The sequence below is a fragment of the Pseudomonas argentinensis genome, assembly GCF_001839655.2.
In the GTDB taxonomy this organism is placed as follows: Bacteria; Pseudomonadota; Gammaproteobacteria; order Pseudomonadales; family Pseudomonadaceae; genus Aquipseudomonas; species Aquipseudomonas argentinensis_B.
The window spans coordinates 4,563,203-4,584,638 of sequence record NZ_CP056087.1 but is presented as its reverse complement, the minus strand read 5'-3'; the positions used below and the strand labels follow the sequence as shown (position 1 = coordinate 4,584,638).

Annotated in this window: 18 protein-coding genes and 1 pseudogene; 9 read left to right on the top strand and 10 right to left on the bottom strand. The window is 63.7% G+C overall.

Going from position 1 to position 21,436, the window contains the following annotated elements:
• Window positions 1-147: 147 nt before the first annotated feature.
• Window positions 148-1,017 (bottom strand): aldose 1-epimerase, encoded by an 870-nt coding sequence (locus SA190iCDA_RS20720; protein ID WP_070887593.1) that lies wholly within the window; start codon window positions 1,015-1,017, stop codon window positions 148-150.
• A 114-nt stretch (window positions 1,018-1,131) separates the two neighbouring features.
• On the opposite strand from SA190iCDA_RS20720, the gene SA190iCDA_RS20715 reads away from it, so the two are divergent.
• Window positions 1,132-1,887: a FadR/GntR family transcriptional regulator gene (locus SA190iCDA_RS20715; RefSeq protein ID WP_070887592.1), complete on the top strand. Its 756-nt coding sequence runs from the start codon at window positions 1,132-1,134 to the stop codon at window positions 1,885-1,887.
• A 109-nt stretch (window positions 1,888-1,996) separates the two neighbouring features.
• Here SA190iCDA_RS20715 and SA190iCDA_RS20710 read toward each other — a convergent pair whose 3' ends face one another.
• The 6 genes from SA190iCDA_RS20710 to SA190iCDA_RS20685 form a co-directional block, all read right to left on the bottom strand.
• The gene (locus tag SA190iCDA_RS20710) at window positions 1,997-2,908 is read right to left on the bottom strand and encodes an EamA family transporter (protein WP_070887591.1); all 912 of its coding nucleotides are present in this window, start codon (window positions 2,906-2,908) and stop codon (window positions 1,997-1,999) included.
• Window positions 2,909-3,025: 117 nt separating this feature from the next.
• A complete protein-coding gene (locus tag SA190iCDA_RS20705; RefSeq protein WP_070887590.1) occupies window positions 3,026-4,306 on the bottom strand; it encodes a TRAP transporter large permease in 1,281 nt (426 codons plus the stop codon).
• The gene (locus SA190iCDA_RS20700; protein WP_070887589.1) at window positions 4,306-4,833 is read right to left on the bottom strand and encodes a TRAP transporter small permease; all 528 of its coding nucleotides are present in this window, start codon (window positions 4,831-4,833) and stop codon (window positions 4,306-4,308) included. The genes SA190iCDA_RS20705 and SA190iCDA_RS20700 overlap by 1 nt, the downstream gene beginning before the upstream one ends.
• Window positions 4,834-4,895: 62 nt before the next feature.
• Window positions 4,896-5,870, bottom strand: coding sequence for a TRAP transporter substrate-binding protein (locus SA190iCDA_RS20695; RefSeq protein ID WP_070887588.1), 975 nt, complete (start codon window positions 5,868-5,870; stop codon window positions 4,896-4,898).
• Window positions 5,871-5,951: 81 nt separating this feature from the next.
• On the bottom strand, window positions 5,952-6,845 hold the full coding sequence (locus SA190iCDA_RS20690) for an SMP-30/gluconolactonase/LRE family protein (protein ID WP_070887587.1): 894 nt from the start codon (window positions 6,843-6,845) through the stop codon (window positions 5,952-5,954).
• A 42-nt stretch (window positions 6,846-6,887) separates the two neighbouring features.
• Window positions 6,888-7,715, bottom strand: a complete 828-nt coding sequence (locus SA190iCDA_RS20685; protein WP_070887586.1) for an NAD-dependent epimerase/dehydratase family protein — start codon at window positions 7,713-7,715, stop codon at window positions 6,888-6,890.
• Window positions 7,716-8,082: 367 nt separating this feature from the next.
• Between SA190iCDA_RS20685 and kdgD (SA190iCDA_RS20680) the strand changes: the two genes are divergently transcribed.
• From kdgD (SA190iCDA_RS20680) to SA190iCDA_RS20655, 6 genes and pseudogenes are all read left to right on the top strand, one after another.
• Window positions 8,083-8,994: a 5-dehydro-4-deoxyglucarate dehydratase gene (gene kdgD / locus SA190iCDA_RS20680; RefSeq protein WP_070887585.1), complete on the top strand. Its 912-nt coding sequence runs from the start codon at window positions 8,083-8,085 to the stop codon at window positions 8,992-8,994.
• Between the two features lie 848 nt (window positions 8,995-9,842).
• Window positions 9,843-10,754 carry a 5-dehydro-4-deoxyglucarate dehydratase gene (gene kdgD / locus SA190iCDA_RS20675; RefSeq protein ID WP_070887584.1) on the top strand — a complete coding sequence of 304 codons (912 nt, stop codon included), beginning with the start codon at window positions 9,843-9,845 and terminating at the stop codon, window positions 10,752-10,754.
• Between the two features lie 332 nt (window positions 10,755-11,086).
• Window positions 11,087-12,127, top strand: a complete 1,041-nt coding sequence (locus SA190iCDA_RS20670) for a LacI family DNA-binding transcriptional regulator (protein WP_070887583.1) — start codon at window positions 11,087-11,089, stop codon at window positions 12,125-12,127.
• Window positions 12,128-12,542: 415 nt separating this feature from the next.
• Window positions 12,543-13,893: pseudogene (locus tag SA190iCDA_RS20665) on the top strand (MFS transporter).
• A gap of 60 nt (window positions 13,894-13,953) precedes the next feature.
• Window positions 13,954-15,510, top strand: coding sequence for a galactarate dehydratase (gene garD, locus SA190iCDA_RS20660; protein ID WP_070887582.1), 1,557 nt, complete (start codon window positions 13,954-13,956; stop codon window positions 15,508-15,510).
• A gap of 92 nt (window positions 15,511-15,602) precedes the next feature.
• Window positions 15,603-16,532 (top strand): 2-hydroxyacid dehydrogenase, encoded by a 930-nt coding sequence (locus SA190iCDA_RS20655; protein ID WP_070887581.1) that lies wholly within the window; start codon window positions 15,603-15,605, stop codon window positions 16,530-16,532.
• A gap of 236 nt (window positions 16,533-16,768) precedes the next feature.
• Here SA190iCDA_RS20655 and SA190iCDA_RS20650 read toward each other — a convergent pair whose 3' ends face one another.
• Window positions 16,769-17,446 carry a GntR family transcriptional regulator gene (locus SA190iCDA_RS20650; protein WP_070887580.1) on the bottom strand — a complete coding sequence of 226 codons (678 nt, stop codon included), beginning with the start codon at window positions 17,444-17,446 and terminating at the stop codon, window positions 16,769-16,771.
• Between the two features lie 48 nt (window positions 17,447-17,494).
• Window positions 17,495-18,229 (bottom strand): SDR family NAD(P)-dependent oxidoreductase, encoded by a 735-nt coding sequence (locus tag SA190iCDA_RS20645; protein ID WP_070887579.1) that lies wholly within the window; start codon window positions 18,227-18,229, stop codon window positions 17,495-17,497.
• Between the two features lie 217 nt (window positions 18,230-18,446).
• Between SA190iCDA_RS20645 and SA190iCDA_RS20640 the strand changes: the two genes are divergently transcribed.
• A complete protein-coding gene (locus SA190iCDA_RS20640) occupies window positions 18,447-19,514 on the top strand; it encodes a phosphotransferase (protein ID WP_070887578.1) in 1,068 nt (355 codons plus the stop codon).
• Window positions 19,511-20,827 (top strand): aspartate aminotransferase family protein, encoded by a 1,317-nt coding sequence (locus tag SA190iCDA_RS20635; RefSeq protein WP_070887577.1) that lies wholly within the window; start codon window positions 19,511-19,513, stop codon window positions 20,825-20,827. The genes SA190iCDA_RS20640 and SA190iCDA_RS20635 overlap by 4 nt, the downstream gene beginning before the upstream one ends.
• A 46-nt stretch (window positions 20,828-20,873) precedes the next feature.
• Here SA190iCDA_RS20635 and SA190iCDA_RS20630 read toward each other — a convergent pair whose 3' ends face one another.
• A complete protein-coding gene (locus SA190iCDA_RS20630) occupies window positions 20,874-21,311 on the bottom strand; it encodes a tetratricopeptide repeat protein (protein WP_236100939.1) in 438 nt (145 codons plus the stop codon).
• Window positions 21,312-21,436 lie beyond the last annotated feature (125 nt).

Sequence of the window (21,436 nt, the reverse complement as noted above, 5' to 3'; positions counted from 1 at the left end):
ATACGGTCGCCACATCTTTTCGAAGCCTATGCCCCTTGTATGGTTCAGGTTATTCGCGCGTGCGGCCGAACACGGGGCAGGCGGGTGATTATCATCAACCCGCGCGGAAAGTCCAGCGCTGCGCCCCGGCGGCGTGAACTGATTGGCTCAGCTCAGCGGGAGGTAGCGCAGGCTGAGGCTCAGGCTATGGCTTTGATTCGGGTGCAGCAGCACCAGGCCGGGCTTGCCGGGCAGATGATGGGCGTTGACCGGATGGCTGACCGGCTCGAAACAGAAGAAGGGTTTGCCGTCGGGGCAGAACAGCAGGTAGATGCGTTGATCGCTGCCGAGCTCCAGGCTGTAACCGGCGTCCGGCTGAAGGATTCGCGCCTGGCCGTTCCAGCCGATAAAGGCGTTGTCGGTGTGGATCGACGGCAATTCCTGTTCCTGGCTGAAATCCCAATGGGGCGGCAGCGCGCCCAACTCGGTGGGCAGGCTGTTCACATCGCAGTGCCAGACCTGCCCAGCATGGGCCTGCAGGCGGGTATGGGGGGTACGGGGGAAGTAGGGATGCAGCCCCAGGCCGTGCCACATCGGCGCCTCTGCTCCGTGGGTAACCTGCAGGTGGATGTACAGACGGCCTTCGTTCAGTTCGATTCGCTGCTCGGCGGTGTAGGCGAAGGGCGTCTGGCTGTCGAGGCGCAACAATGCCGAGCGCTCGCTGTGCTCGATCACCTGCCAGGCTTGTTGCCAGGCGCTGCCGTGAATCGGCAGGGGCGAGTTATCGGCGTTGGCGGTCAGGGCCAGCCAGCCTTCGGGGTTGTCGAAACCGCCCTCGGTGATACGATTCGACCAGGGCGCCAGCGGGTAGCAGCCGAGCAGGCGCGGCGTACCGGCCTCGAGCGCCTGCTGGTCGGCGGAGCGCAGCAGCGGCTGGCCGGTGGCGACCACCGTCCAGTTGGCGATGGCCCCGCCAATGCCCGGTGCCAGGGTAAGCTGGGTAATACCGTCGTGCAGGAGTAGAGTGTCATACGACATAGGGCAGTACCTGTGCAGTTATCCAGCCGTTAGGCGGAGATAAACGAAGAACGTGTCATCATACAACTCTCTGAGATATGATGCGCTTTGGCCATCCGGACGATAGCGATTTCTATGGAAACTCAGAACACGCAGCCACGCGCGCGCCGCAAGCATCGCAGCCTGGCACAGGAACTGGTCGCGGAGTTGTCCCAACGCATTCGCGACGGGGTGATCAAGCGTGGTGACAAGTTGCCGACCGAGTCGGCGATCATGGAAGAGCAGGGTGTCAGCCGCACCGTGGTGCGTGAGGCGTTGTCACGGCTGCAGGCGTCCGGTCTGGTGGAAACCCGCCACGGCATCGGCACCTTCGTGCTGGATACACCCAATCCCGGCGGTTTCCGCATCGACCCGGCGACCATCGTCACCCTGCGTGAAGTGCTGGCCGTGCTCGAGCTGCGTATCAGCCTGGAAGTGGAGTCGGCCGGTCTGGCTGCCCAGCGCCGCACCCCCGAGCAACTGGCGTCCATGCGCCAGGCGCTGGATGCGCTGAACGAGGGCGCCGCCCACGAAAGCGATGCGGTGTCGTCGGATTTCCAGTTCCATCTGCAGATCGCCCATGCCACGGGCAACCGCTACTTCACCGACATCATGAGCCACCTGGGCACCAGTATCATCCCGCGCACCCGGCTCAATTCGGCGCGTATCGCCCATGACGACCATGCCCACTACATGGCGCGCCTGGAGCGTGAGCATGAGCAGATCTTCGAGGCCATCGCTCGCCAGGACTCCGATGCGGCGCGTGCCGCCATGCGCCTGCACCTGACCAACAGCCGCGAGCGCCTGCGTCAGGCCCACGAGTCCGCCGAGGTGGCGGCCAAGCAGGCCTGAGTCCCGTGAGACCCTGAAGGGCTTGGGTGCCGAATCTACGTTGCTGGATGAGCACCCAGGCCCTTTTCATTGCTGCAGGATCGACGCGCAGCCCGTGGTGACACGATGCTCAGGTGTCCTTGCGATAGGTCAGCAATACGATTCCCGCCAGCACGATCGCGCCGCCGATCATCTGCATGCCACTGAGTACCTGATCCAGCAGCAGCCAGCCGAACAGCAGCGTGGCGATGGGCTCCATGTTCATCACCGGGGCGTTCTTGGCCATGTTCAGGCGCGGCACGGTCACGAACAGCATGCAGAAGGCGATGCCATAGAGCAGCACCAGGGCGCCCAGGGCGGTCCAGCCGGTGGCGTTGGCCGGCAGGTTCATACCGCCAGGGATCAGGTCGGCACTACCGGCCAGGGCCATGCTGCTGAACACGATCATCAGGGTCAGCATGCTGCGCACCGAGCCGCGCAGACTGGAGAGCTTGTGATCGGTGATCCACAGCGCGCAGGCGAACACGCAGGCGGCCAGGAACGAGGCGCTGACGCCGACGATCCACTCGGGACCGACCTGTTCGCTGGCGCCCAGGCGTGCCGGCAGATCCAGAGCGAAGACCAGGCCGAGCAGGATCAGTCCCATCAGCATCACCGTACGCCGCGTCGGTGCCGAGCCACCCAGCGCCCAGGTGAGCAAGGCGAGCAGGATCGGAAAGGTGTTGCCGATCAGCAGCGCCAGGGCCACGGGAATGCGCGCCACGGCCGAGTACAGGCAGATGCTCTGGGTAGCGATCAGCAAACCCAGCAGCAGTTGCCAGCGCCAGGCACCGGGCGGCATCTGCAGGGCCTGGCGTTGCCACAGCACGATGCCGAGCAGCACCAGCATGGTCACGCCGGAGCGGCAGAGGATGGCCAGCAGCAGGCCGGTTTCGTTGTCGAAGGCGATACGCGCGGCAATATGGTTGCCGGCAAAGGAGCAGGCCAGCAACGCCAGGAGCATGACGGCGATGTGGCGGGGAAACAGGGCAGGGGCAGTCATAAGCAATTTCCGTATCGTGTTGAACCTCGAGCGCCTGACGGTTTGATCACCGTTCTCGCTGCGCTAAAAAAACGGCGGGTCATGTCCAGGACATGACCCGCCGCGGGTGGAGCGGTATCAGAGTACGACGCTAGGCAGCCACAGCGAGATAGCCGGCACGTAGGTGACCAGCATCAGCACGGCGAACAGTGCCGCGTAGAAGGGCAGCAGTGCCTTGACGGTGTTCTCGATGGTCACCTTGCCGATGGCCGCGCCGACGAACAGCACCGCGCCTACTGGCGGGGTGATCAGGCCGATGCCCAGGTTGACCAGCATGATCATGCCAAAGTGTACCGGGTCGACACCGAAGGAGGTCACCACCGGCAGCAGGATCGGGGTCAGGATCAGGATCAGCGGCGCCATGTCCATGAGCGTGCCGAGGGCCAGCAGCATGAAGTTGACGCACATCAGAATCACGTAGCGATTGTCGGAGATTGCCAGGAACGCCGTGGTGATCTTCGATGGAATCTGCATCAGGGTCATGATGTAGCCGAAGGAGGCGGCGAAGGCGATGAGGATCATCACGATCGACAAGGTGCGCACGGTACGGTGCAGCATCTTCGGCAGTTCACGCCACTTGTAGTCGCGGTAGATGAACATGGTCACGAAGAACGCCCAGATCACCGCCACGGCCGCCGACTCGGTGGCGGTGAATACGCCGGAGAGGATGCCGCCGAGGATGATGATCATGGTCATCAGGCCCCACAGGGCTTCAACGCAGATCTTGATGGCCTGGCGCAGCGGGATCACTTCGCCTTTCGGGTAGTTGCGTTTCTTGGCGAACCACAGGCACAGCGCGGCCATGGTGGCGCTCATCAGCAGGCCCGGGCCGATACCGGCCATGAACAGCGCGGCGATGGACACCGTGCCGCCAGCGGCCAGGGAGTAGATCACCGAGTTGTGGCTGGGCGGGGTGAGCAGCGCCTGCACCGAGCCGGAAACGGTCACGGCGGTGGCGAACTCACGGGGGTAGCCCTTCTTCTCCATTTCCGGGATCAGCACCGAGCCCACCGAGGCGGTATCGGCCAGGGAGGATCCGGAGATCGCGCCAAAGAAGGTCGAGGCGGTGATGTTGACCAGCGACAGGCCGCCGCGCACGAAGCCGACCAGTACGCCGGCGAAGGCCACCAGACGACGTGCCATGCCACCTTCGGCCATGATCGCACCGGCCAGCACGAAGAACGGAATGGCCAACAGGGAGAACTTGTTCACCCCACCGGCGATCTGGATCATGATCGCGTGCAGCGGAATGTCGATCCACCAGGCGCCGATCAGGGCGGACATGCCGAGCGCATAGGCGACAGGCACGCGCAGCAGGATGAGGACGATGAAGCTGCCCACGAGAATGGCGGCGTCCATTACACGGCCTCCTTGGAATCTTCGACCGCTTCGAAATCGACGACGCGACGTTTATGCTGGTCGCCGTAGAGCAGTTGCTCGATCACGAACAGCAGGGTGATGAAGCCGCCCACGGGAATCGGCATGTAGCTGATGCCAACGCGCACGCTTGGCAGGGTGCTGAGGAACTGGTTCCAGGTGGCCACACACAGCTTGTAGCCCCAGATCAGCATGAACAGTGCAATGGCCCCCATGGCCAGGCGCACGAAGAGAGTGATCAGCGGCTGCGCGACGGTCGGCAGGCGATCGGTCAGTGAGGTTACGGCCATGTGAGCCCCGGCACGGTAGCTGGCAGCCGCGCCGATAAAGGTGAACACCACCATCAGCATCACGGAGATGGGCTCGGGCCAGCCCAATCCTTGCCCCAGCGCGTAACGGCTGAAGACGCCCCAGGGGATGATCGTGGCCATGATCACGATCGCCAGGCTGGTGACGATGATGCAGGCACGATAGATGGCGTCATTGACGCCTAGAACCAGATTTTTCATGTGACTTCACCGGAAGGTGTGGAGCCGGCAGAACGCCGGCTCCGTACGCTTGCGCGAGGGGGTTACTTGACGGCTTCGATGCGCTTGATCAGGTCGGCGTATTGGGCGCCGTACTTCTCACGTACCGGAGCGGTCGCGTCGTAGAACGGCTTGGTGTCGATTTCGATGAATTCGACGCCTTCGGCCTTGAGCTTCTCGTTGGAGGCGTTTTCCTTGGCGACCCACAGATCACGCTCTTCCAGCTGGGCTTCCTTGGCCAGTTTCTTGACTAGGGTCTGCTGCTCGGGGGTCAGCTTTTCCCAGGTGGTCTTGGACATCAGCAGCGGCTCGGGCAGGATCAGGTGGTGCGTCTGGGTGTAGTACTTGGCTTCGCGGAAGTGGTTGTGCTCGAGCAGGGTCGGCGAGTTGTTCTCGGCACCGTCGATCACGCCGCTCTGCAGGGCGCTGAAGATTTCACCGGTGTCCATGGCGATGCCGTTGCCGCCCATGGCGTTGAGGGTGTCGATGAACAGCGGGTTGCCGATCACGCGGATCTTCATGCCCTTGAGGTCTTCGATCTTGCGCACCGGCTTCTTGGTGTAGAGGCTGCGGCTGCCGGCTTCCATCCACGCCAGACCGACCATGTTGAAGTCGGAGTTGGTGATGGCGTCGAGGATTTCCTGACCGATTTCACCGTCCACCACCTTGCGCATGTGGTCGATGTCGCGGAACACGAACGGCATATTGAAGACGTTGGTGGCCGGCACTACCGAACCGACCGAGCCCAGGCTGACGCGGGTCAGCTGCACGGCGCCGATCTGGGTCTGTTCGATCACTTCCTTCTCGGAGCCCAGTACGCCACCGGCGAACATGCGCGACTTGATCTCGCCGCTGGTGGCGGTATCGAGTTTCTTGCCGAGGTTTTCCATGGCCACCACGGTCGGGTAACCGGCCGGGTGGATTTCAGCGATCTTCAGGGTGACGTCGGCCTGTGCCAGGCTGGACAAGCCGAATGCCAGCGGGAGTGCGGCGATGAGCAACTTGCGCTTGAAGTTCATGTGAAGCTCCGTTTTGTTGTTGTGGGTTTGCAGCAGTGTGTAGCGTCTGGCGTCCGCGAGTCGCCGGGGCCAGGGTTGGTATCAGTGTCCGAACGGGGTTTCTGCAAGGCCACCGATGCCCGGTCGCAGCGCGAATACACCGCCGGCCAGTGGTTGATCGTCCAGGTTGCCGCCCGGGCGAATCGAGGTGACGAACAGGGTGTCCAGATCGGGGCCGCCGAAGGCGCACATGGTCGGCTTTTTCACCGGCACCTCCAGCGAGCGATCGAGGCGCCCGGCCGGGGTGAAGCGGTGAACCAGGCCGGCATCGTTGCCACAGATCCAGTAGCAGCCGTCGGCATCCACCGCGGCGCCGTCGGGGCGGCCGGGATAGTCGTTCATGTCGACGAACAGGCGGCGGTTGTGCGGGGTGCCGCTGTCGATGTCGTAATCGAAGGCCCAGATGGCCTGGACCGAGGGATGCGAGTCGGAGAGGTACATGACGCGGCCGTCCGGGCTGAAGCCCAGGCCGTTGGGCACGATCAGCTCGTCCAGCAGCACAGGCAGGCTGGCCTGGCCGGCGCCGTCATAGCGATACAGCGCGCCGACATTGGCACCTGCGGCCATGTCCATCAGCATGCTGCCGGCCCAGAAGCGGCCCTGGCGGTCGCAACGGCCGTCGTTGAAACGCATCTGCTCCCGGGCGTGGGCAACCTCGACCAGGCGCTCGCCGGTCAGGCGGCCATCGTTGCCCGCGGTCAGCTGGAAGATGCCGCTCTGCATGCCGGCGACCCAGCTGCCATCGGCGCGCTGGGCGATGCAGGCGAGCATTTCGTCGGCTTCCCAGCTCTGCGTGCTGGCATCCGCCAGGTTCCAGCGATACAGCCGCCTGTTGGGGATGTCGGCCCAGTACAGGGCCTGATCCCGCGGGCTCCACACCGGGCTTTCGCCCACGGCGTTGCGGGCATCGAGAATCAGTTCGGCTTGCGTGGGCATGTCCGACCTCTTGTTATTGTTATCGGGGGGAAGGGCGCGGTTTCAGCTGTCGCCGAACGGGCCGGCGGCGGTGAAGGCGCCGCCGTGATAGAGCGCATTGGGGTCGTCTGCCGGCACCGGCGGCTGGGCCTCGACCTTGTCGCGGAAGACCTCCGAGCTGTCCTTGGGCTGGAAGCCCAGGTGGGCGGCCTTGCTGTTGTCCCACCAGACGGTCTTGTTCGCCGAGGCGCCGTAGACCACGGTATGGCCGACGTTCGGGGTGGTGAGGCCGCGTTCGATCAGTTGCACCAGGTCGTCATAGCTCAGCCAGGTGCTCATCATGCGGCGGTTCAGCGGTTCGGTGAACGAGGAGCCGATGCGGATGCTGACCGTCTCGATGCCGTAGCGATCGAAGTAGAAGCTGGCCATGTCTTCGCCGTAGGACTTGGACAGACCGTAGTAACCGTCGGGGCGACGCGGGGCGTCGGCATCGATGGTGTCGGTCTGTTTGTGGAAGCCGATGACATGGTTGGAGCTGGCAAAGATCACGCGTTTGACGCCATGGCGACGCGCCGCTTCATAGATATGGAACACGCCGCTGATGTTCGGGCCGAGGATTTCCTCGAACGGACGCTCCACCGAGACCCCGCCAAAGTGCAGGATGGCGTCGACGCCTTCGACCAACTGATGAACGGCCTGTTTGTCGGCCAGATCGCAGATCTGCACCTCGATGTGCGGGCCTTCGGCCGGCGCCATTTCGGCGATGTCGGAAAGACGCAGAATCTCGGTCAGTGGCTGCAGGCGCTCGCGCAGCACCTTGCCCAATCCGCCTGCCGCGCCAGTGAGCAGCAGGCGATGGAAGGGCGGTTGCGCATTGGAAGGGGTAGTCATGGCGTAAGCGGTCTCTGGTTTGTTTTTATGGAGAGCTTGTTATCGGTTGTCGTATGAGTGAGAGGATTATCAACAGCCTCCGATTGCGCTGTCAACGCGACGCCAAAAAAAACCTCGACTATCCATCCGGTATGCCAGACGCCCCGTTGACTGAGGGTTTCACCCTTCTGTTGGCAGGTGCCCGGCGCGCTAAAGATGACCGCGCAGTCACCGTCATTGGTGAAGCGCGCGGTTGTGTATAGCGCCTTTTTTAGGCAGGAACGTGCAAAAGGTCGAGAAGGGTATGGTTTTAGTTATTGTCGTACGATAACGTATCTCTACAGCCAGCGGCTGCTCTTTTTCCACATGTGCTACAGGTATTCGAAGAATGACCCCACAAGAATTAAAATCCGTCCTTTCCTCCGGTCTGCTGTCCTTCCCGCTGACCGATTTCGATGCCCAAGGCGAATTCAATCCTGAAGGCTACGTGCGCCGCCTCGAGTGGCTGGCCCCTTACGGCGCCACCGCGCTGTTCGCCGCTGGCGGTACCGGTGAATTCTTCTCCCTGGCGGCTGACGAGTATTGCTCGATCATCAAGACTGCAGTCGACACCTGCGCAGGCAGCGTGCCGATTCTCGCTGGCGTGGGTGGCTCCACCCGCCAGGCCATCCAGTACGCGCAGGAAGCCGAGCGCCTGGGCGCCAAGGGCCTGCTGCTGCTGCCGCATTACCTGACCGAGGCCTCCCAGGAGGGCGTCGCCGCCCACGTCGAGCAGGTCTGCAAATCGGTGAAGATCGGTGTGGTGGTCTACAACCGCAACGTTTGCCGCCTGACCGCGCCGCTGCTCGAGCAACTGGCCGAGCGTTGCCCGAACCTGATCGGCTACAAGGACGGCCTGGGTGATATCGAGCTGATGGTGTCGATCCGTCGTCGCCTGGGCGATCGCTTCAGCTACCTCGGCGGCCTGCCGACCGCTGAAGTCTACGCTGCTGCCTACAAGGCCCTGGGCGTGCCGGTCTATTCCTCGGCGGTGTTCAACTTCATCCCGAAAACCGCAATGGACTTCTACCACGCCATCGCCAAGGATGATCACGCCACCGTTGGCAAGATCATCGACGACTTCTTCCTGCCGTACCTGGATATCCGTAACCGCAAGGCCGGTTATGCGGTGAGCATCGTCAAGGCCGGTGCCAAGATCTCCGGCTACGATGCCGGCCCGGTCCGCGCCCCGCTGACCGATCTGCTGCCCGACGAGTACGAGAAGCTGGCCGCACTGATCAAGGCGCAAGGCGCCCAGTAAGCCGAACGCTGCAAAGTAGAAGCCCAGGCCTAGCGCCTGGGCTTTTTGCTTTTGTGGCCGTGGCGTATGCTGATCGCTGGACCCTTGGGTCTGGCAGCGGTAGGCGGTCGTAGGGTAGGGCGGGCCGACTGGCTGTTCATAGATGTGCGCGGGTCGTGCCAGCCATTTCGCGCGCATGGCGCGCTCCCACGAGTTTCACCGCTGTTCGCCCCCTGCCTCAAGATAGGCATGCCGCGCCTGAAGCGGTTAAGCGGATTTCTGCCATGGCACCTGCACAACCCATCGGCCGGGTTGCGCCTCTATAACTCGCCCATTCTGCAGCCAGCTGGCTACCCCCTTTGTGGGAGGGGGGAGCGCCTAGCCCATGCCCGCGATTTTCGCGCCCATGGCGCGCTCCCGCCTCGGATCCCTAGTTGGACACTTACATTGTCCTGCCGTCTCTCTATCTCCTGCAGAGGGGGAGCGGTTGGGGCAGATGCAGGTGAATGGTCTGGCTGGTGAGGATGCTTTTGCAGCGGGCACCCCTTTTATAAAATCCATTTTGGTTGATGTTGTCGTATGACTGAGGGCCGATACAGGAACGCCGATGTCACCTGAAATACGAATGGCTGGAGCCAAAAAAGGCTTAAAATTATTATTAACCAATAAGGTTTCCGTTTTTTGTGCAATAAAAATCCTCGATTTGGATGGTTTTTGCACAATTTATCTAGGTGCCAGATTCTGTTCTGCTCACATCGGATACGGGCCGAAATACCTCCGGGGGCTTGGAATTTATTTAGTTGTACGATAACGTATGACTTCAGTTGCCGGTAACGGCCTCCATATCCTCATTCAAGGGTGTAAGAAGAATGACTCCACAAGAACTAAAAACCGTCCTCTCCTCCGGCCTGCTGTCCTTCCCGCTGACCGACTTCGATGCGGCGGGTGAATTCAACCCGGCCGGTTATGTCCGTCGCCTGGAGTGGCTGGCCCCTTACGGCGCCACGGCACTGTTCGCCGCGGGCGGCACCGGTGAGTTCTTCTCCCTGGCCGCTGACGAGTACTCGTCGGTGATCAAGACCGCCGTCGACACCTGCGCGGGCAGCGTACCGATTCTCGCCGGCGTCGGCGGCTCGACCCGCCAGGCCATCCAGTACGCACAGGAAGCCGAGCGCCTGGGCGCCAAGGGCCTGCTGTTGCTGCCGCACTACCTGACCGAAGCCTCCCAGGAGGGCGTGGCCGCTCACGTCGAGCAGGTCTGCAAATCGGTGAAGATCGGTGTGGTGGTCTACAACCGCAACGTCTGCCGCCTGACCGCGCCACTGCTGGAGCAACTGGCCGAGCGTTGCCCGAACCTGATCGGCTACAAGGACGGCCTGGGCGATATCGAGCTGATGGTGTCGATCCGTCGCCGTCTGGGCGAGCGCCTGACCTACCTGGGCGGCCTGCCGACCGCTGAAGTCTACGCTGCTGCCTACAAGGCCCTGGGCGTGCCGGTCTATTCCTCGGCGGTGTTCAACTTCATCCCGAAAACCGCGATGGACTTCTACCATGCCATTGCCCGTGAAGATCACGCCACCGTCGGCAAGATCATCGACGACTTCTTTCTGCCGTACCTGGATATCCGTAACCGTAAATCCGGTTATGCGGTGAGCATCGTCAAGGCGGGCGCCAAGATCGCCGGTTTCGACGCCGGCCCGGTTCGCGCCCCGCTGACCGAGCTGCTGCCAGACGAATACCAGAAGCTGGCGGCGCTGATCGACGCCCAGGGCGCGCAATAACCGTTATCCACGATGAGCTGCGCGTCGGCCATGCGGCGTCAAGAACAAGCTGATCACCAGCCTGCTCGCTTGATTCGCTGCGCTCACCCTGGGGGCCAGCCGTTGGCTGTTACTAGGCTGCGCTGCGTTGCTCGCCTGGTTTAGCGGGGCCGCCCAGGCCTTGCATGGCTCCAGCTCGCCCTATCGTGAATGGATTCTGCCGCTCCACAAGCCCGGGCCTCGTGCCCGGCTTTTTCGTTCTGCCGGGCAACACCCGATTACCGCAGGCTCTCTGGTTACCGTCCGGCCGGCTGGTTAAGATGCGTGATCCTTCACGCAGCCCGCGGCCCTTCATGGCAAAGAAATCTCGTGCATCATCTTCCTCCACCCCCGCGAGCAAGGGCGCGAGCGTGACGCTGATCGATGTGGCCAAGGTGGCCGGCGTTTCGCCGATCACTGTTTCCCGTGCTCTGCACCGGCCCGAGGTGGTCAGCGAAAGCGCCCGCAGGAAAGTGCTCGAAGCGGTGCGGGTGACCGGTTACGTGCCGAACATGCTGGCGGGCGGCCTGGCCTCGAACAAGAGCCGACTGGTGGCGATATTCGTGCCGACCATCGCCCATTCGATCTTTGCCGAGACCGTGCAGTCGCTGATGGATCACCTGACCACCGCGGGCTACCAGACCATGATCGGCCTGACCGGCTATTCGGCCGAGCAGGAAGAGCGCCTGCTCGGCGCGGTGCTCGGTCGGCGCCCCGATGGGATCGTGCTGACCGGCACCCTGCACACCGAGCAAAGCCGGCTGCGCCTGCAGGCGGCGGGCATTCCAGTGGTCGAGGCCTGGGACCTGGGCGCATCGCCCATCGACATGCAGGTGGGCTTCTCCCACGAGAAGGTCGGGCAGGCGATTGCCGATCACCTGCACGGCAAGGGGTACCGGCGCTTCGCCATCGTATCGGTCGATGATTCCCGGGCGCTCAAACGCGGCAGCAGCGTGATCGATCAGCTAAAGTCGCTGGGCATCGACGAGGTACCCATGGCCGTGCTCGCCGCGCCGGCTACCCTGCAAAGCGGCAGGGAAGGGCTGCGCCAGCTGTTGGCCGAGGGGCATGCACCGCAAGTGATCGTGTGCAGTTCGGATACCGTGGCCCAGGGCATTCTGGCGGAGGCGGCGAGCAGGGGCATCGAAGTGCCCGGTCAATTGGCCGTCATGGGCTTCGGAGACCTGTCCAGCGCCGCCCATCTGCACCCTGCGCTTTCCACGGTGAACGTCGATGGCCGGCGCATGGGCGAGGAGGTTGCCAGCGCGCTGCTGCAGCGGTTTCGCGGGGGTAGTGAGCAGCAAGCGGTGCGCCTGGACAGCGGTTTCACGCTGATCGACCGCGAAACCACCTGACCCAACCCGGCTCCTCATCAGACAACTGATAACATGACAAGAATTCGCTTGAATGATTGCGCAATCATTGTAAAGTCGGCTGTGTAGCGAACTGCGTGGTGCCGTATTCAGTGTCACGTTGATTGCGCAATCATCGATTGCCTTTCAGCGAGCCAGGCGCCGTCAGCCAATAAGGATAAAAAGCCGTGAAAAACAGTATCCGCACATCCTCTTCATATGCCAACAGGGGCCATATTCGCTTGTCCCTGTCTGCGTCCAAAGCCTCGAGGCCCTACCTGGGTGTCGCGACGGCTGCTGCCACGCGCTAGCCGGCCAGATACAGCTCCGTTTTCAGGCTTCATGACCCCGCCCTTGGGCGGCTGGCGCATCTGCACGCGCCTGTCAGCAATAAAAATAACATCGAGGTGAGCTCTCCATGGGAGACACAAAGAAAACCCACGTCCGTTACCTGATACTGCTGATGCTGTTTCTGGTAACCACCATCAACTACGCCGACCGCGCCACCATTTCCATCGCTGGCTCCAGCATGCAGAAGGACCTGGGCATCGATGCGGTAACCCTCGGCTATATCTTTTCCGCCTTCGGCTGGGCCTACGTGATCGGGCAGATCCCGGGGGCTGGCTGCTCGACCGCTTCGGCTCCAAACGCGGGTATGCCGCCGGCATCTTCATCTGTCGCTGTTCACCCTGCTGCAGGGCTTCGTCGGCATGATGCCGGTGGCCTGGGCCGTGGTGAGCCTGTTCGTGCTGCGTTTCATGGTCGGCTTCGCCGAAGCACCGTCGTTCCCGGGTAACGCCCGTATCGTCGCGGCCTGGTTCCCGACGGCAGAGCGCGGCACCGCGTCGGCGATCTTCAACTCGGCGCAGTACTTCGCCACCGCGCTGTTCGCGCCCCTGATGGGCTGGATCGTCTATGCCTTCGGCTGGGAGCACGTGTTCGTGGTCATGGGCGTGCTGGGCATCGTCTTTGCCGGCATCTGGATGAAGACCATCTACAACCCCAAGGAACATCCGCGCATCAGTGCTGCCGAGGTCGAACACATCGCCAGCAACGGCGGGCTGGTCGACATGGATCAGTCCAAGGGCAGCGGCGGGCCGAAGTGGCACTACATCACCCAACTGCTGACCAACCGCATGATGGTCGGCGTGTACCTGGGCCAGTACTGCATCAACGCCATCACCTACTTCTTCCTGACCTGGTTCCCGGTGTACCTGGTGCAGGAGCGCGGCATGACCATCCTCAAGGCCGGCTTCATCGCCTCCCTGCCGGCAATCATGGGGTTCGTCGGCGGTGTGCTCGGCGGGGTGGTCTCCGACTGGCTGCTGCGTCGTGGCCATAGCCTGACCCTGGCGCGCAAGCTGCCCATCGTCTGCGGCCTGATGCTGTCGACCAGCATGGTGCTGTGCAACTACGTGTCGGCCGAATGGATGGTGGTCGGTTTCATGACCCTGGCCTTCTTCGGCAAGGGGCTCGGCGCCCTCGGCTGGGCCGTGGTGTCCGATACCTCGCCCAAGCAGATCGCCGGGCTGTCCGGCGGCCTGTTCAACACCTTCGGCAATATCGCCTCGATCACCACGCCCATCGTCATCGGCTACATCATCAGCGCCACCGGCTCGTTCAAGTGGGCACTGGTGTACGTCGGCGCCAACGCCCTGGTCGCGGTGTTCAGCTACCTGTTCATCGTCGGCCGTATTCAGCGCGTGGTGCTCAAGGATGAAAACGGTCTGGCGATCCGCGACCAGGCTTTGCCTTCGCCAGTCACCTGACTGCCGCCCGCGGCCGTGAGGCCGTGAACCTGTCCCTACAACAAGAAAAGGATTAGCCCCATGGATCTCATTCAACATCAGGACTCCCCGCGTTACATCCGCCTGCATGCCGACGACAATGTCGGTGTGGTGGTCAACGAACAGGGGGTAGCGGCTGGTGGCCGTTTCGCCGATGGCCTGGAGGCGCTGGAAGGCATTCCCCAGAGCCACAAGGTGTCGCTGGTGGCGATTCCCGAAGGCGGCCACGTGGTGCGCTACGGGGAAGTGATCGGCTACGCCCTCGATCCCATTCCCGCAGGTACCTGGGTGACCGAAGCGCTGTTGCGCATGCCGGAGCCGCCGGTGCTGGACAATCTGCCCAAGGCGACCATCGAGGCGCCGACGCCCGAGCCGCTGGAAGGCTATACCTTCGAAGGCTTCCGCAATGCCGACGGCACCGTTGGCACGCGCAACATCCTCGGCGTGACCACCACGGTGCAGTGCGTGGTCGGGGTGCTCGACTACTGCGTCGAGCGCGTGCGCAAGGAAATCCTGCCCAAGTACCCGAACGTCGACGACGTGGTGCCACTGTCGCACAGCTACGGCTGCGGCGTGGCGATCAATGCGCCGGACGCGGTGGTGCCGATCCGCACCCTCTACAATATCAGCCGCAACCCCAACCTGGGCGGCCAGGCGCTGGTGATCAGCCTGGGCTGCGAGAAGTTGCAGGCCAACCAGCTGATGGACGGCGATGCTCTGACCTGTGGCCAGGGCGAGGAAGAATGGCTGTTCCGCCTGCAGGATTCGGGCACCGGCTTCGCCGGCATGATCGAGCAGATCATGGGCATGATCGAGGATCGCCTGAAGGTGCTCGACCAGCGCCGCCGCGAAACCGTACCGGCCAGCGAACTGGTGGTGGGCATGCAGTGTGGCGGCAGCGACGCCTTCTCGGGCATCACCGCCAATCCGGCGCTGGGCGTGGCGGCCGACCTGCTGGTGCGGGCCGGCGCCACCGTGATGTTCTCCGAGAACACCGAGGTCCGTGACGGCATCCATCTGCTGACCCCGCGCGCCTCGACCGTCGAGGTCGCCGATGCGCTGATCCGCGAGATGGACTGGTACGACCGCTACCTGGAGCGGGGCATGGCCGATCGCAGCGCCAACACCACGCCGGGCAACAAGAAGGGCGGCTTGAACAATATCGTCGAGAAGGCCATGGGCTCCATCGCCAAGTCCGGCAACAGCCCAATCGTCGGGGTGGTCTCGCCCGGCGAGCGGATCCGCGGCAAGGGCCTGTGGTTCTGCGCCACGCCGGCCAGCGACTTCATCTGCGGCACCCTGCAACTGGCCGCCGGCATGAACCTGCACATCTTCACCACCGGGCGCGGTACGCCCTACGGCCTGTCCATGGTGCCGGTGATCAAGGTGGCCACGCGCACCCAGCTGGCCGAGCGCTGGCCGGACCTGATCGACGTGGATGCCGGGCAGATCACCTCGGGGCGCATGACCCTGGATGAGATGGGCTGGCACATCTTCCAGCTCTATCTGGATGTCGCCAGTGGCAAGAAACAGACCTGGGCGGAGAAGCATCGCCTGCACAATGACTTGGTGCTGTTCAATCCTGCTCCAGTCACCTGATCGATAACCGGACACAGATGCCTGCCGCGGCGCGCTTGCCTGCGTCGTGGCAGGTATCATCCGCACTTCGATATCCACGACAGGAGAGCTGCATGAGTCGTCCAACCGTGCTTCAGGTCGGCCGTTTTCCGCCGCGTTTCAATGAGCGCCTGCAGCGCGACTATCAACTGATCCGCCTGTGGGAGCAGAAGGATTTCCTCACCGAGCGCGGCGCCGAGGTCGATATCGTCGTCACCTCGGCGCGTTACGGTTGCTCGGCCGAGCAACTGGCACAGATGCCCAACCTCAAGGCGATCTGCAGTTTTGGCGTTGGTCACGACTCGATTGCCGTCGAAGAGGCGAAGGCCCGCGGCATCCTGATCAGCACCACGCCGGACGTGCTCAACGAGTGCGTGGCCGACACCGCCATCGGCCTGATCATCGACACCGCCCGGCAATTCTCCGCCTCCGATCAGCACGTGCGCCAAGGCAAATGGCTCAAGGGCCAGTACCCCTTGACCCGCAAGGTCAGCGGCAAGAAGCTCGGTATCGTCGGCTTCGGCCGAATCGGCAAGGAGATCGCCAAGCGTGCCGCCGGTTTCGACATGCATATCCGCTACCACAATCGCCGGCCTGACCCGAGCACCGATCATATCTACGAGGCCGATCTCAAGGCCCTGGCCGGCTGGGCCGATTTCCTGGTGCTGGCTTGCCCGGGCGGTGCGTCCACCCATCACCTGATCGATGCCGAGGTGCTCGCTGCCCTGGGCGCCGAGGGCACTCTGGTCAACATCTCCCGCGGCAGCGTGGTGGACGAGCAGGCGCTGGTCGCGGCGCTGCAGGCCGGCAAGCTGGGTGGCGCAGGGCTGGACGTATTCGAGGACGAGCCGCGGGTACCCGAGGCACTGTTCGCCATGCCCAATGTGGTGCTCTTGCCCCACGTGGGCAGTGCCACCGAGGAAACCCGGCTGGCCATGGAGAACCTGGTGTTCGATAATCTCGACGCCTTTATAGAGCGTGGCGAGCTGATCACCCCGCTCTGACCGAATAGGCGAATCGTTGCCGCGACTTCGCTTATACGCGCCGGGCCACAAGCCCGACCGCGGTTTCTACCCTTGAGCGTCACCCGGTGCGCCACAAGCGCACCGGGCTCCTCGACTCTGCTCAGGGCCTCGCAGCGTCCTGTCGCGTGGAGATGTCGCGCGCATGGCGCGCTCCCACAAGGCTCTGCCCGTTGGCCATCGTTGCCAACGTACAGCATCTGGCTGGCGAACGACGTTTAGGCCACCGTGGCCTCGCGCCGCGCAATGAATTCCATCATCTTTCCGTTGCCATCGAGAATGTCGGTGCAGATCGCCTGACGTGCCGCTGCGCCGTCACCCTTCTGCAGGGCATGAAACACTTCCCAATGGTGCTCGATGGCCATGCGCTCGTTGAAGTCGCCATAGGCCCGGGCAATCAGCGGTCCGGTGCGCATCCACAGGCTGTCGAGCATATCGCGCAGCAACGGCATGCCGGCGATATCGGCCAGGGCGAAGTGGAAGGCCTGGTTGAGCTTCAACGCCGCGATCAGGTCGCCGCTGTGCACCGCCTCCAGGTTGTCGCCGATAGTGCGTTCGAGCATCTGCAGCTGTTCGGCGGTCACCTTGCCGGCTGCGGTTTGCGCCGCGAGGCCTTCGAGCGCCAGGCGAATGCTGCGGATTTCCGCGTACTGCTCCAGGGTCAGCACCGGCACGCGAATGTCGCGCGGGGTCTTGAGGATCAGCGCCTTTTCCTTCGCCAGTTGCAGGATGGCGTCGCGTACCGGCGTGACGCTGGTGCCCAACTGCTCGGCCAGGTCACGGATGCGCAGGCGGTCGTCAGGCTGGAAGCGCCCGGTGATCAGTGCCTCGCGCAGCAGGGCGTAGACGCCACTACCCAGGTAGGTGTGGCTGAGACCGTCGATGGGGTATTTCATGGAGGTGGCTTCCGGGGCGCGGGCCGGGCGATTCTACCTTGCGTCACCTCACACGTGCTGGCCGCCATTGACGTGGATTTCCGCGCCATTGACGTAAGTCGCTCCAGAGGTGCAGAGAAAGTACACCAGCGAGGCCACTTCCTCGGGCTTGCCCAGGCGGTGCATGGGAATGTCGCGTTCGACGATCTGCTCGGTGCCCGAAGAGAGGATCGAGGTGTCGATCTCGCCCGGTGCGATGGCGTTGACGCGCACCCCGTGACAGCCGAATTCATGGGCCATCTCCCGGGTCAGCGCCGCCAGCCCGGCCTTGGAGGCGGCGTAGGCGGAGCCGGCGAAAGGGTGCACCCGAGACCCGGCGATGGAGGTGACGTTGATGATGCTGCCCTGGGCTGCTTTCAGTTCTTCGAACAGGCCACGGGCGAGCAGGGCGGTGGAGAACAGGTTGACGTTGAATACCTTGGTCCAGGTCGCGTAGTCACTGCCCAGCACGCCAAGGCGCCGGCCATCCTCGCCCTTGGGCGAGATCCCGGCATTGTTGACCAGCGCATCCAGACGCCCGCCAAGTTTTTCGCGGATCAGCGGCAGGCTCTCCTGCAGGTGTTCGATGTCCTCGAGATCCAGATGGATATGGTTGAGCTTGCCTTCGGCCCACGGGCACTCGGCCACCCAGTCATGACGCGAGGCGGTGAAGATGCGCCAGCCCGCCGCATTGAAATGCTTGACCGTGGCATGGCCGATACCGCGACTGGCACCGGTCAGCAACAGGGTTTTCGAGTGGCTCATGGCGGTTCTCCGCATGGGGGTGGGCAATGACTGTGGCAACGGATGGATGATGGCGCAGCCGCAATTATGATGCATCATATTTTTCAGGATGCTTTAATGGCTTGCCTTAGCAGACAGATTAGATAGCCCGTCGAAGGTCGTCGGTTCCATTGCCAGAGCAGAGCCGACGAGGTCGTGGCGATGGCGGCAGGCGTCGGGCCTCGCGAGGTCGGTGGATATGTCACTGAATACCCAGGTTGTGCATGACCCCTTGCTGCAGGCGCAGCCCGCGCAGGTCAGCGCGGTGCGCGCCGGTATCATCGCCAGCGAGCACTTTGGCGTGCTGGGTAGCGCTCGCCCCCTGGCCGGCGAGCGTGACCTGAATTTCCAGCTGACCTGCGCCGATGGCTCTGCATATCTATTGAAGATTTCCCACCCGCTGGAAACCCCCCAGGTGGTGGATTTCCAGAACCAGGCGCTGCTGCGGATCCAGCGCGCCGATCCCGAGTTGCCGGTACAGCGGGTGTACGCGACGCGCGACGGCCGCTACCAGGCGGCGGTCGATATCGACGGCCAGAGCATGCTGGTGCGGCTGTTGTCGTTCATCGATGGGCGGCCGCTGCATCAGGTTGGCGGGCGCAGCGCCGCGTTGCGCCATAACCTGGGCGATGCCATGGCGCGGCTGGACAGGGCGCTGGGCGACTATCGGCATCCGGCATCGGGGCACGAGCTGCTCTGGGACATGCAGCAGGCCGCCCGGCTGCGGCCGCTGCTGACGCATATTGCCGACCAGGCGCTCAGGACGCTAGTCGGCGAAGCGCTGGACGCCTTCGAGGCGCAGGCCTTGCCGCGTTATCCGAGGTTGCGCCGACAGGTGATCCACAACGACCTCAACCCCCACAACGTCATCGTCGACCCTCGGCAGCCGGAGCGCGTGCTGAACATTCTCGATTTCGGCGACATGGTCGAGGCGCCGCTGATCAACGAGGTGGGCGTGGCGGCGGCCTACCAACTGGGCCACGGGGGCGATGTGCTGGCGCCGGCCCTGGACTTCATGGCCGCCTACCACCGGCGCAACCCGCTGCACGAGGAGGAACTGGAGATCCTTGGCGTGTTGATCGCCACGCGGCTGGTGATGACCATCGCCATCACCGCCTGGCGTGCCAGCTTGCATCCGCAGAACCGCGACTACATCCTGCGCAACGTGCCCCAGGCCAGCGCCAGCCTGCGCGGGCTGGCGGCCATCGAGCCGGCGGTGGTGCGTCAACGTATCCAGCAAGCTTGCCGGGGAGCCTTGCAGCCATGAGCATGATCAACGGCTTCAATGCGGCGGATGCCGAACGGCTGAGTGAAACGGAACGCCGGCTGATCGAGCGCCGTGAGCGGCTGCTCGGGCCGGCTTACCGGCTGTTCTACGAACGCCCGCTGCATACCGTGCGCGGCGAGGGCGTGTGGCTGTACGACGCCGCAGGCCGGCGCTATCTGGATGCCTACAACAACGTGGCGTCCATCGGCCATTGCCACCCGCGGGTGGTGCAGGCGATCACCGCGCAGGCGGCGCTGCTCAACACCCACACCCGCTACCTGCAGGAAGGCATTCTCGATTATGCCGAGCAGTTGCTGGCGACCTTTCCGACTGGCCTGGACCAAGTGATGTTCACCTGCACCGGCAGCGAGGCCAACGACCTGGCCCTGCGTATCGCCCGGCATTACACCGGCGGCTCCGGTGTGATCATCACCCGGTTCGCCTATCACGGGGTGACCGGCGATATTTCCGCGCTGTCGCCGTCATTGGGTGCGGGTATCCAGCTTCCCGCCCATGCCCGCAGCGTGCGGGCCCCGGATGTCTATCGCCTGGGGCCTCAGGCCGGCAGGCTGTTTGCCGAGGACGTGCGCGCTGCCATCGCCGATCTGCGTGCCCAGGGCATCAAGCCGGCGGCGCTGCTGATCGATGGCATCTTCGCCAGCGATGGTATCTTCGCCGATCCTGAAGGCTGCATCGCCGAAGCGGTGGCCATAGCCCAGGCCGAAGGGCTGCTGTATATCGCCGATGAGGTGCAATGTGGCTTCGCCCGCACCGGCTCGCACCTGTGGGGTTTCCAGCGCCATGGCGTGCAGCCGGACCTGGTCAGCCTCGGCAAGCCCATGGGCAATGGCCAGCCGATCGCCGGGGTGGTGGTGCGCCCCGAGGTGCTCGAACCCTTTGGCCGCAGCCTGCGCTACTTCAACACCTTTGGCGGCAACCCGGTGTCCTGCGCTGCGGCGCAGGCGGTGCTGGACGTGATCCGCGACGAAGGCCTGCAGCAGCGCTCGGCGCAGATCGGCGGCTATTTGCTGGCCGGCATTCGCCAGTTGGCGCAGCGCCACGAACTGATCGGCGATGTACGCGGGGCGGGGATGTTTATCGGTGTCGAGCTGGTAATCGACCGGGTCAGCAAGGCGCCGGCGGCCGATCAGGCCAAGCGGGTGGTCAACGGCATGCGCGAACGCGGGGTGCTGATCAGCGCCGCCGGGCCGCTGGAGAACATCCTGAAGATTCGACCCCTGCTGGCGTTCGAGCGGGAGCATGCCGATCTGCTGATCGCCGTGCTGGATGAAGCCTTGCTCGCCCTGGCGTGACGCCGCGGCTCATAACAGGCCCTGCCTCATCAGGGCGTTGTCTCGCTCAGGCGCCCGGTGCGCTGTCCAGAGCCTTGCAGCTGGCCGCGTAGTTCTGCCGGCAGGCGCTCTGGAACAGGCGGCGGGCCTGGTTGGGGTCGCGCTCGACGCCATCGATGCCGCGCATGTAGAGGTTGCCGAGAATATGCTGAGCCATGGGGTTGCCGCTACTGGCCGACTGGTTCAGGTACTTGAGCATGGCTGGTGGGTTGCGGAATTCCGGGTTGTCACGGCCGGTGTAGAGGTAGGCCAGGCTGACGGCCGCCTCGGCATGGCCACGATCGGCCGCCTGCTTCCACCAGTACTCGGCCTGCTTGAGGTCCTTCTGCGGTTTGCCGACGAAATAGAAGCTGCCCAGCTTGAACTGACTGTCCAGGTCGCCACGCTGCGCCAGCTCGCTCAGACGCTGGATGTCACCGTCGACGGCCTGCCGTTCGGGTGACACGGTGGCGGGCGTGCCCGGGGTCGCGGGGGCCTGCTTTGCTCGCGGTTGGCGCAGCCTGCAAGCAGGACGATGCAGCTGGCGAGCAGCAGGGGAGTGGTCAGGGCAGACACTTGGATCATGTGGGG

What these genes read in the sequence shown, in the direction of transcription:
- SA190iCDA_RS20715 (WP_070887592.1), top strand. Translation starts at nt 1,132, where the DNA reads ATGGAAACTCAGAACACGCAGCCACGCGCGCGCCGCAAGCATCGCAGC.
- SA190iCDA_RS20650 (WP_070887580.1), bottom strand. Translation starts at nt 17,446, where the DNA reads ATGAAATACCCCATCGACGGTCTCAGCCACACCTACCTGGGTAGTGGC.
- SA190iCDA_RS20685 (WP_070887586.1), bottom strand. Translation starts at nt 7,715, where the DNA reads ATGACTACCCCTTCCAATGCGCAACCGCCCTTCCATCGCCTGCTGCTC.
- SA190iCDA_RS20705 (WP_070887590.1), bottom strand. Translation starts at nt 4,306, where the DNA reads ATGGACGCCGCCATTCTCGTGGGCAGCTTCATCGTCCTCATCCTGCTG.
- SA190iCDA_RS20710 (WP_070887591.1), bottom strand. Translation starts at nt 2,908, where the DNA reads ATGACTGCCCCTGCCCTGTTTCCCCGCCACATCGCCGTCATGCTCCTG.
- kdgD (WP_070887584.1), top strand. Translation starts at nt 9,843, where the DNA reads ATGACTCCACAAGAACTAAAAACCGTCCTCTCCTCCGGCCTGCTGTCC.
- SA190iCDA_RS20645 (WP_070887579.1), bottom strand. Translation starts at nt 18,229, where the DNA reads ATGAGCCACTCGAAAACCCTGTTGCTGACCGGTGCCAGTCGCGGTATC.
- SA190iCDA_RS20670 (WP_070887583.1), top strand. Translation starts at nt 11,087, where the DNA reads ATGGCAAAGAAATCTCGTGCATCATCTTCCTCCACCCCCGCGAGCAAG.
- SA190iCDA_RS20640 (WP_070887578.1), top strand. Translation starts at nt 18,447, where the DNA reads ATGTCACTGAATACCCAGGTTGTGCATGACCCCTTGCTGCAGGCGCAG.
- SA190iCDA_RS20690 (WP_070887587.1), bottom strand. Translation starts at nt 6,845, where the DNA reads ATGCCCACGCAAGCCGAACTGATTCTCGATGCCCGCAACGCCGTGGGC.
- SA190iCDA_RS20655 (WP_070887581.1), top strand. Translation starts at nt 15,603, where the DNA reads ATGAGTCGTCCAACCGTGCTTCAGGTCGGCCGTTTTCCGCCGCGTTTC.
- SA190iCDA_RS20720 (WP_070887593.1), bottom strand. Translation starts at nt 1,017, where the DNA reads ATGTCGTATGACACTCTACTCCTGCACGACGGTATTACCCAGCTTACC.
- SA190iCDA_RS20700 (WP_070887589.1), bottom strand. Translation starts at nt 4,833, where the DNA reads ATGAAAAATCTGGTTCTAGGCGTCAATGACGCCATCTATCGTGCCTGC.
- garD (WP_070887582.1), top strand. Translation starts at nt 13,954, where the DNA reads ATGGATCTCATTCAACATCAGGACTCCCCGCGTTACATCCGCCTGCAT.
- SA190iCDA_RS20635 (WP_070887577.1), top strand. Translation starts at nt 19,511, where the DNA reads ATGAGCATGATCAACGGCTTCAATGCGGCGGATGCCGAACGGCTGAGT.
- SA190iCDA_RS20695 (WP_070887588.1), bottom strand. Translation starts at nt 5,870, where the DNA reads ATGAACTTCAAGCGCAAGTTGCTCATCGCCGCACTCCCGCTGGCATTC.
- kdgD (WP_070887585.1), top strand. Translation starts at nt 8,083, where the DNA reads ATGACCCCACAAGAATTAAAATCCGTCCTTTCCTCCGGTCTGCTGTCC.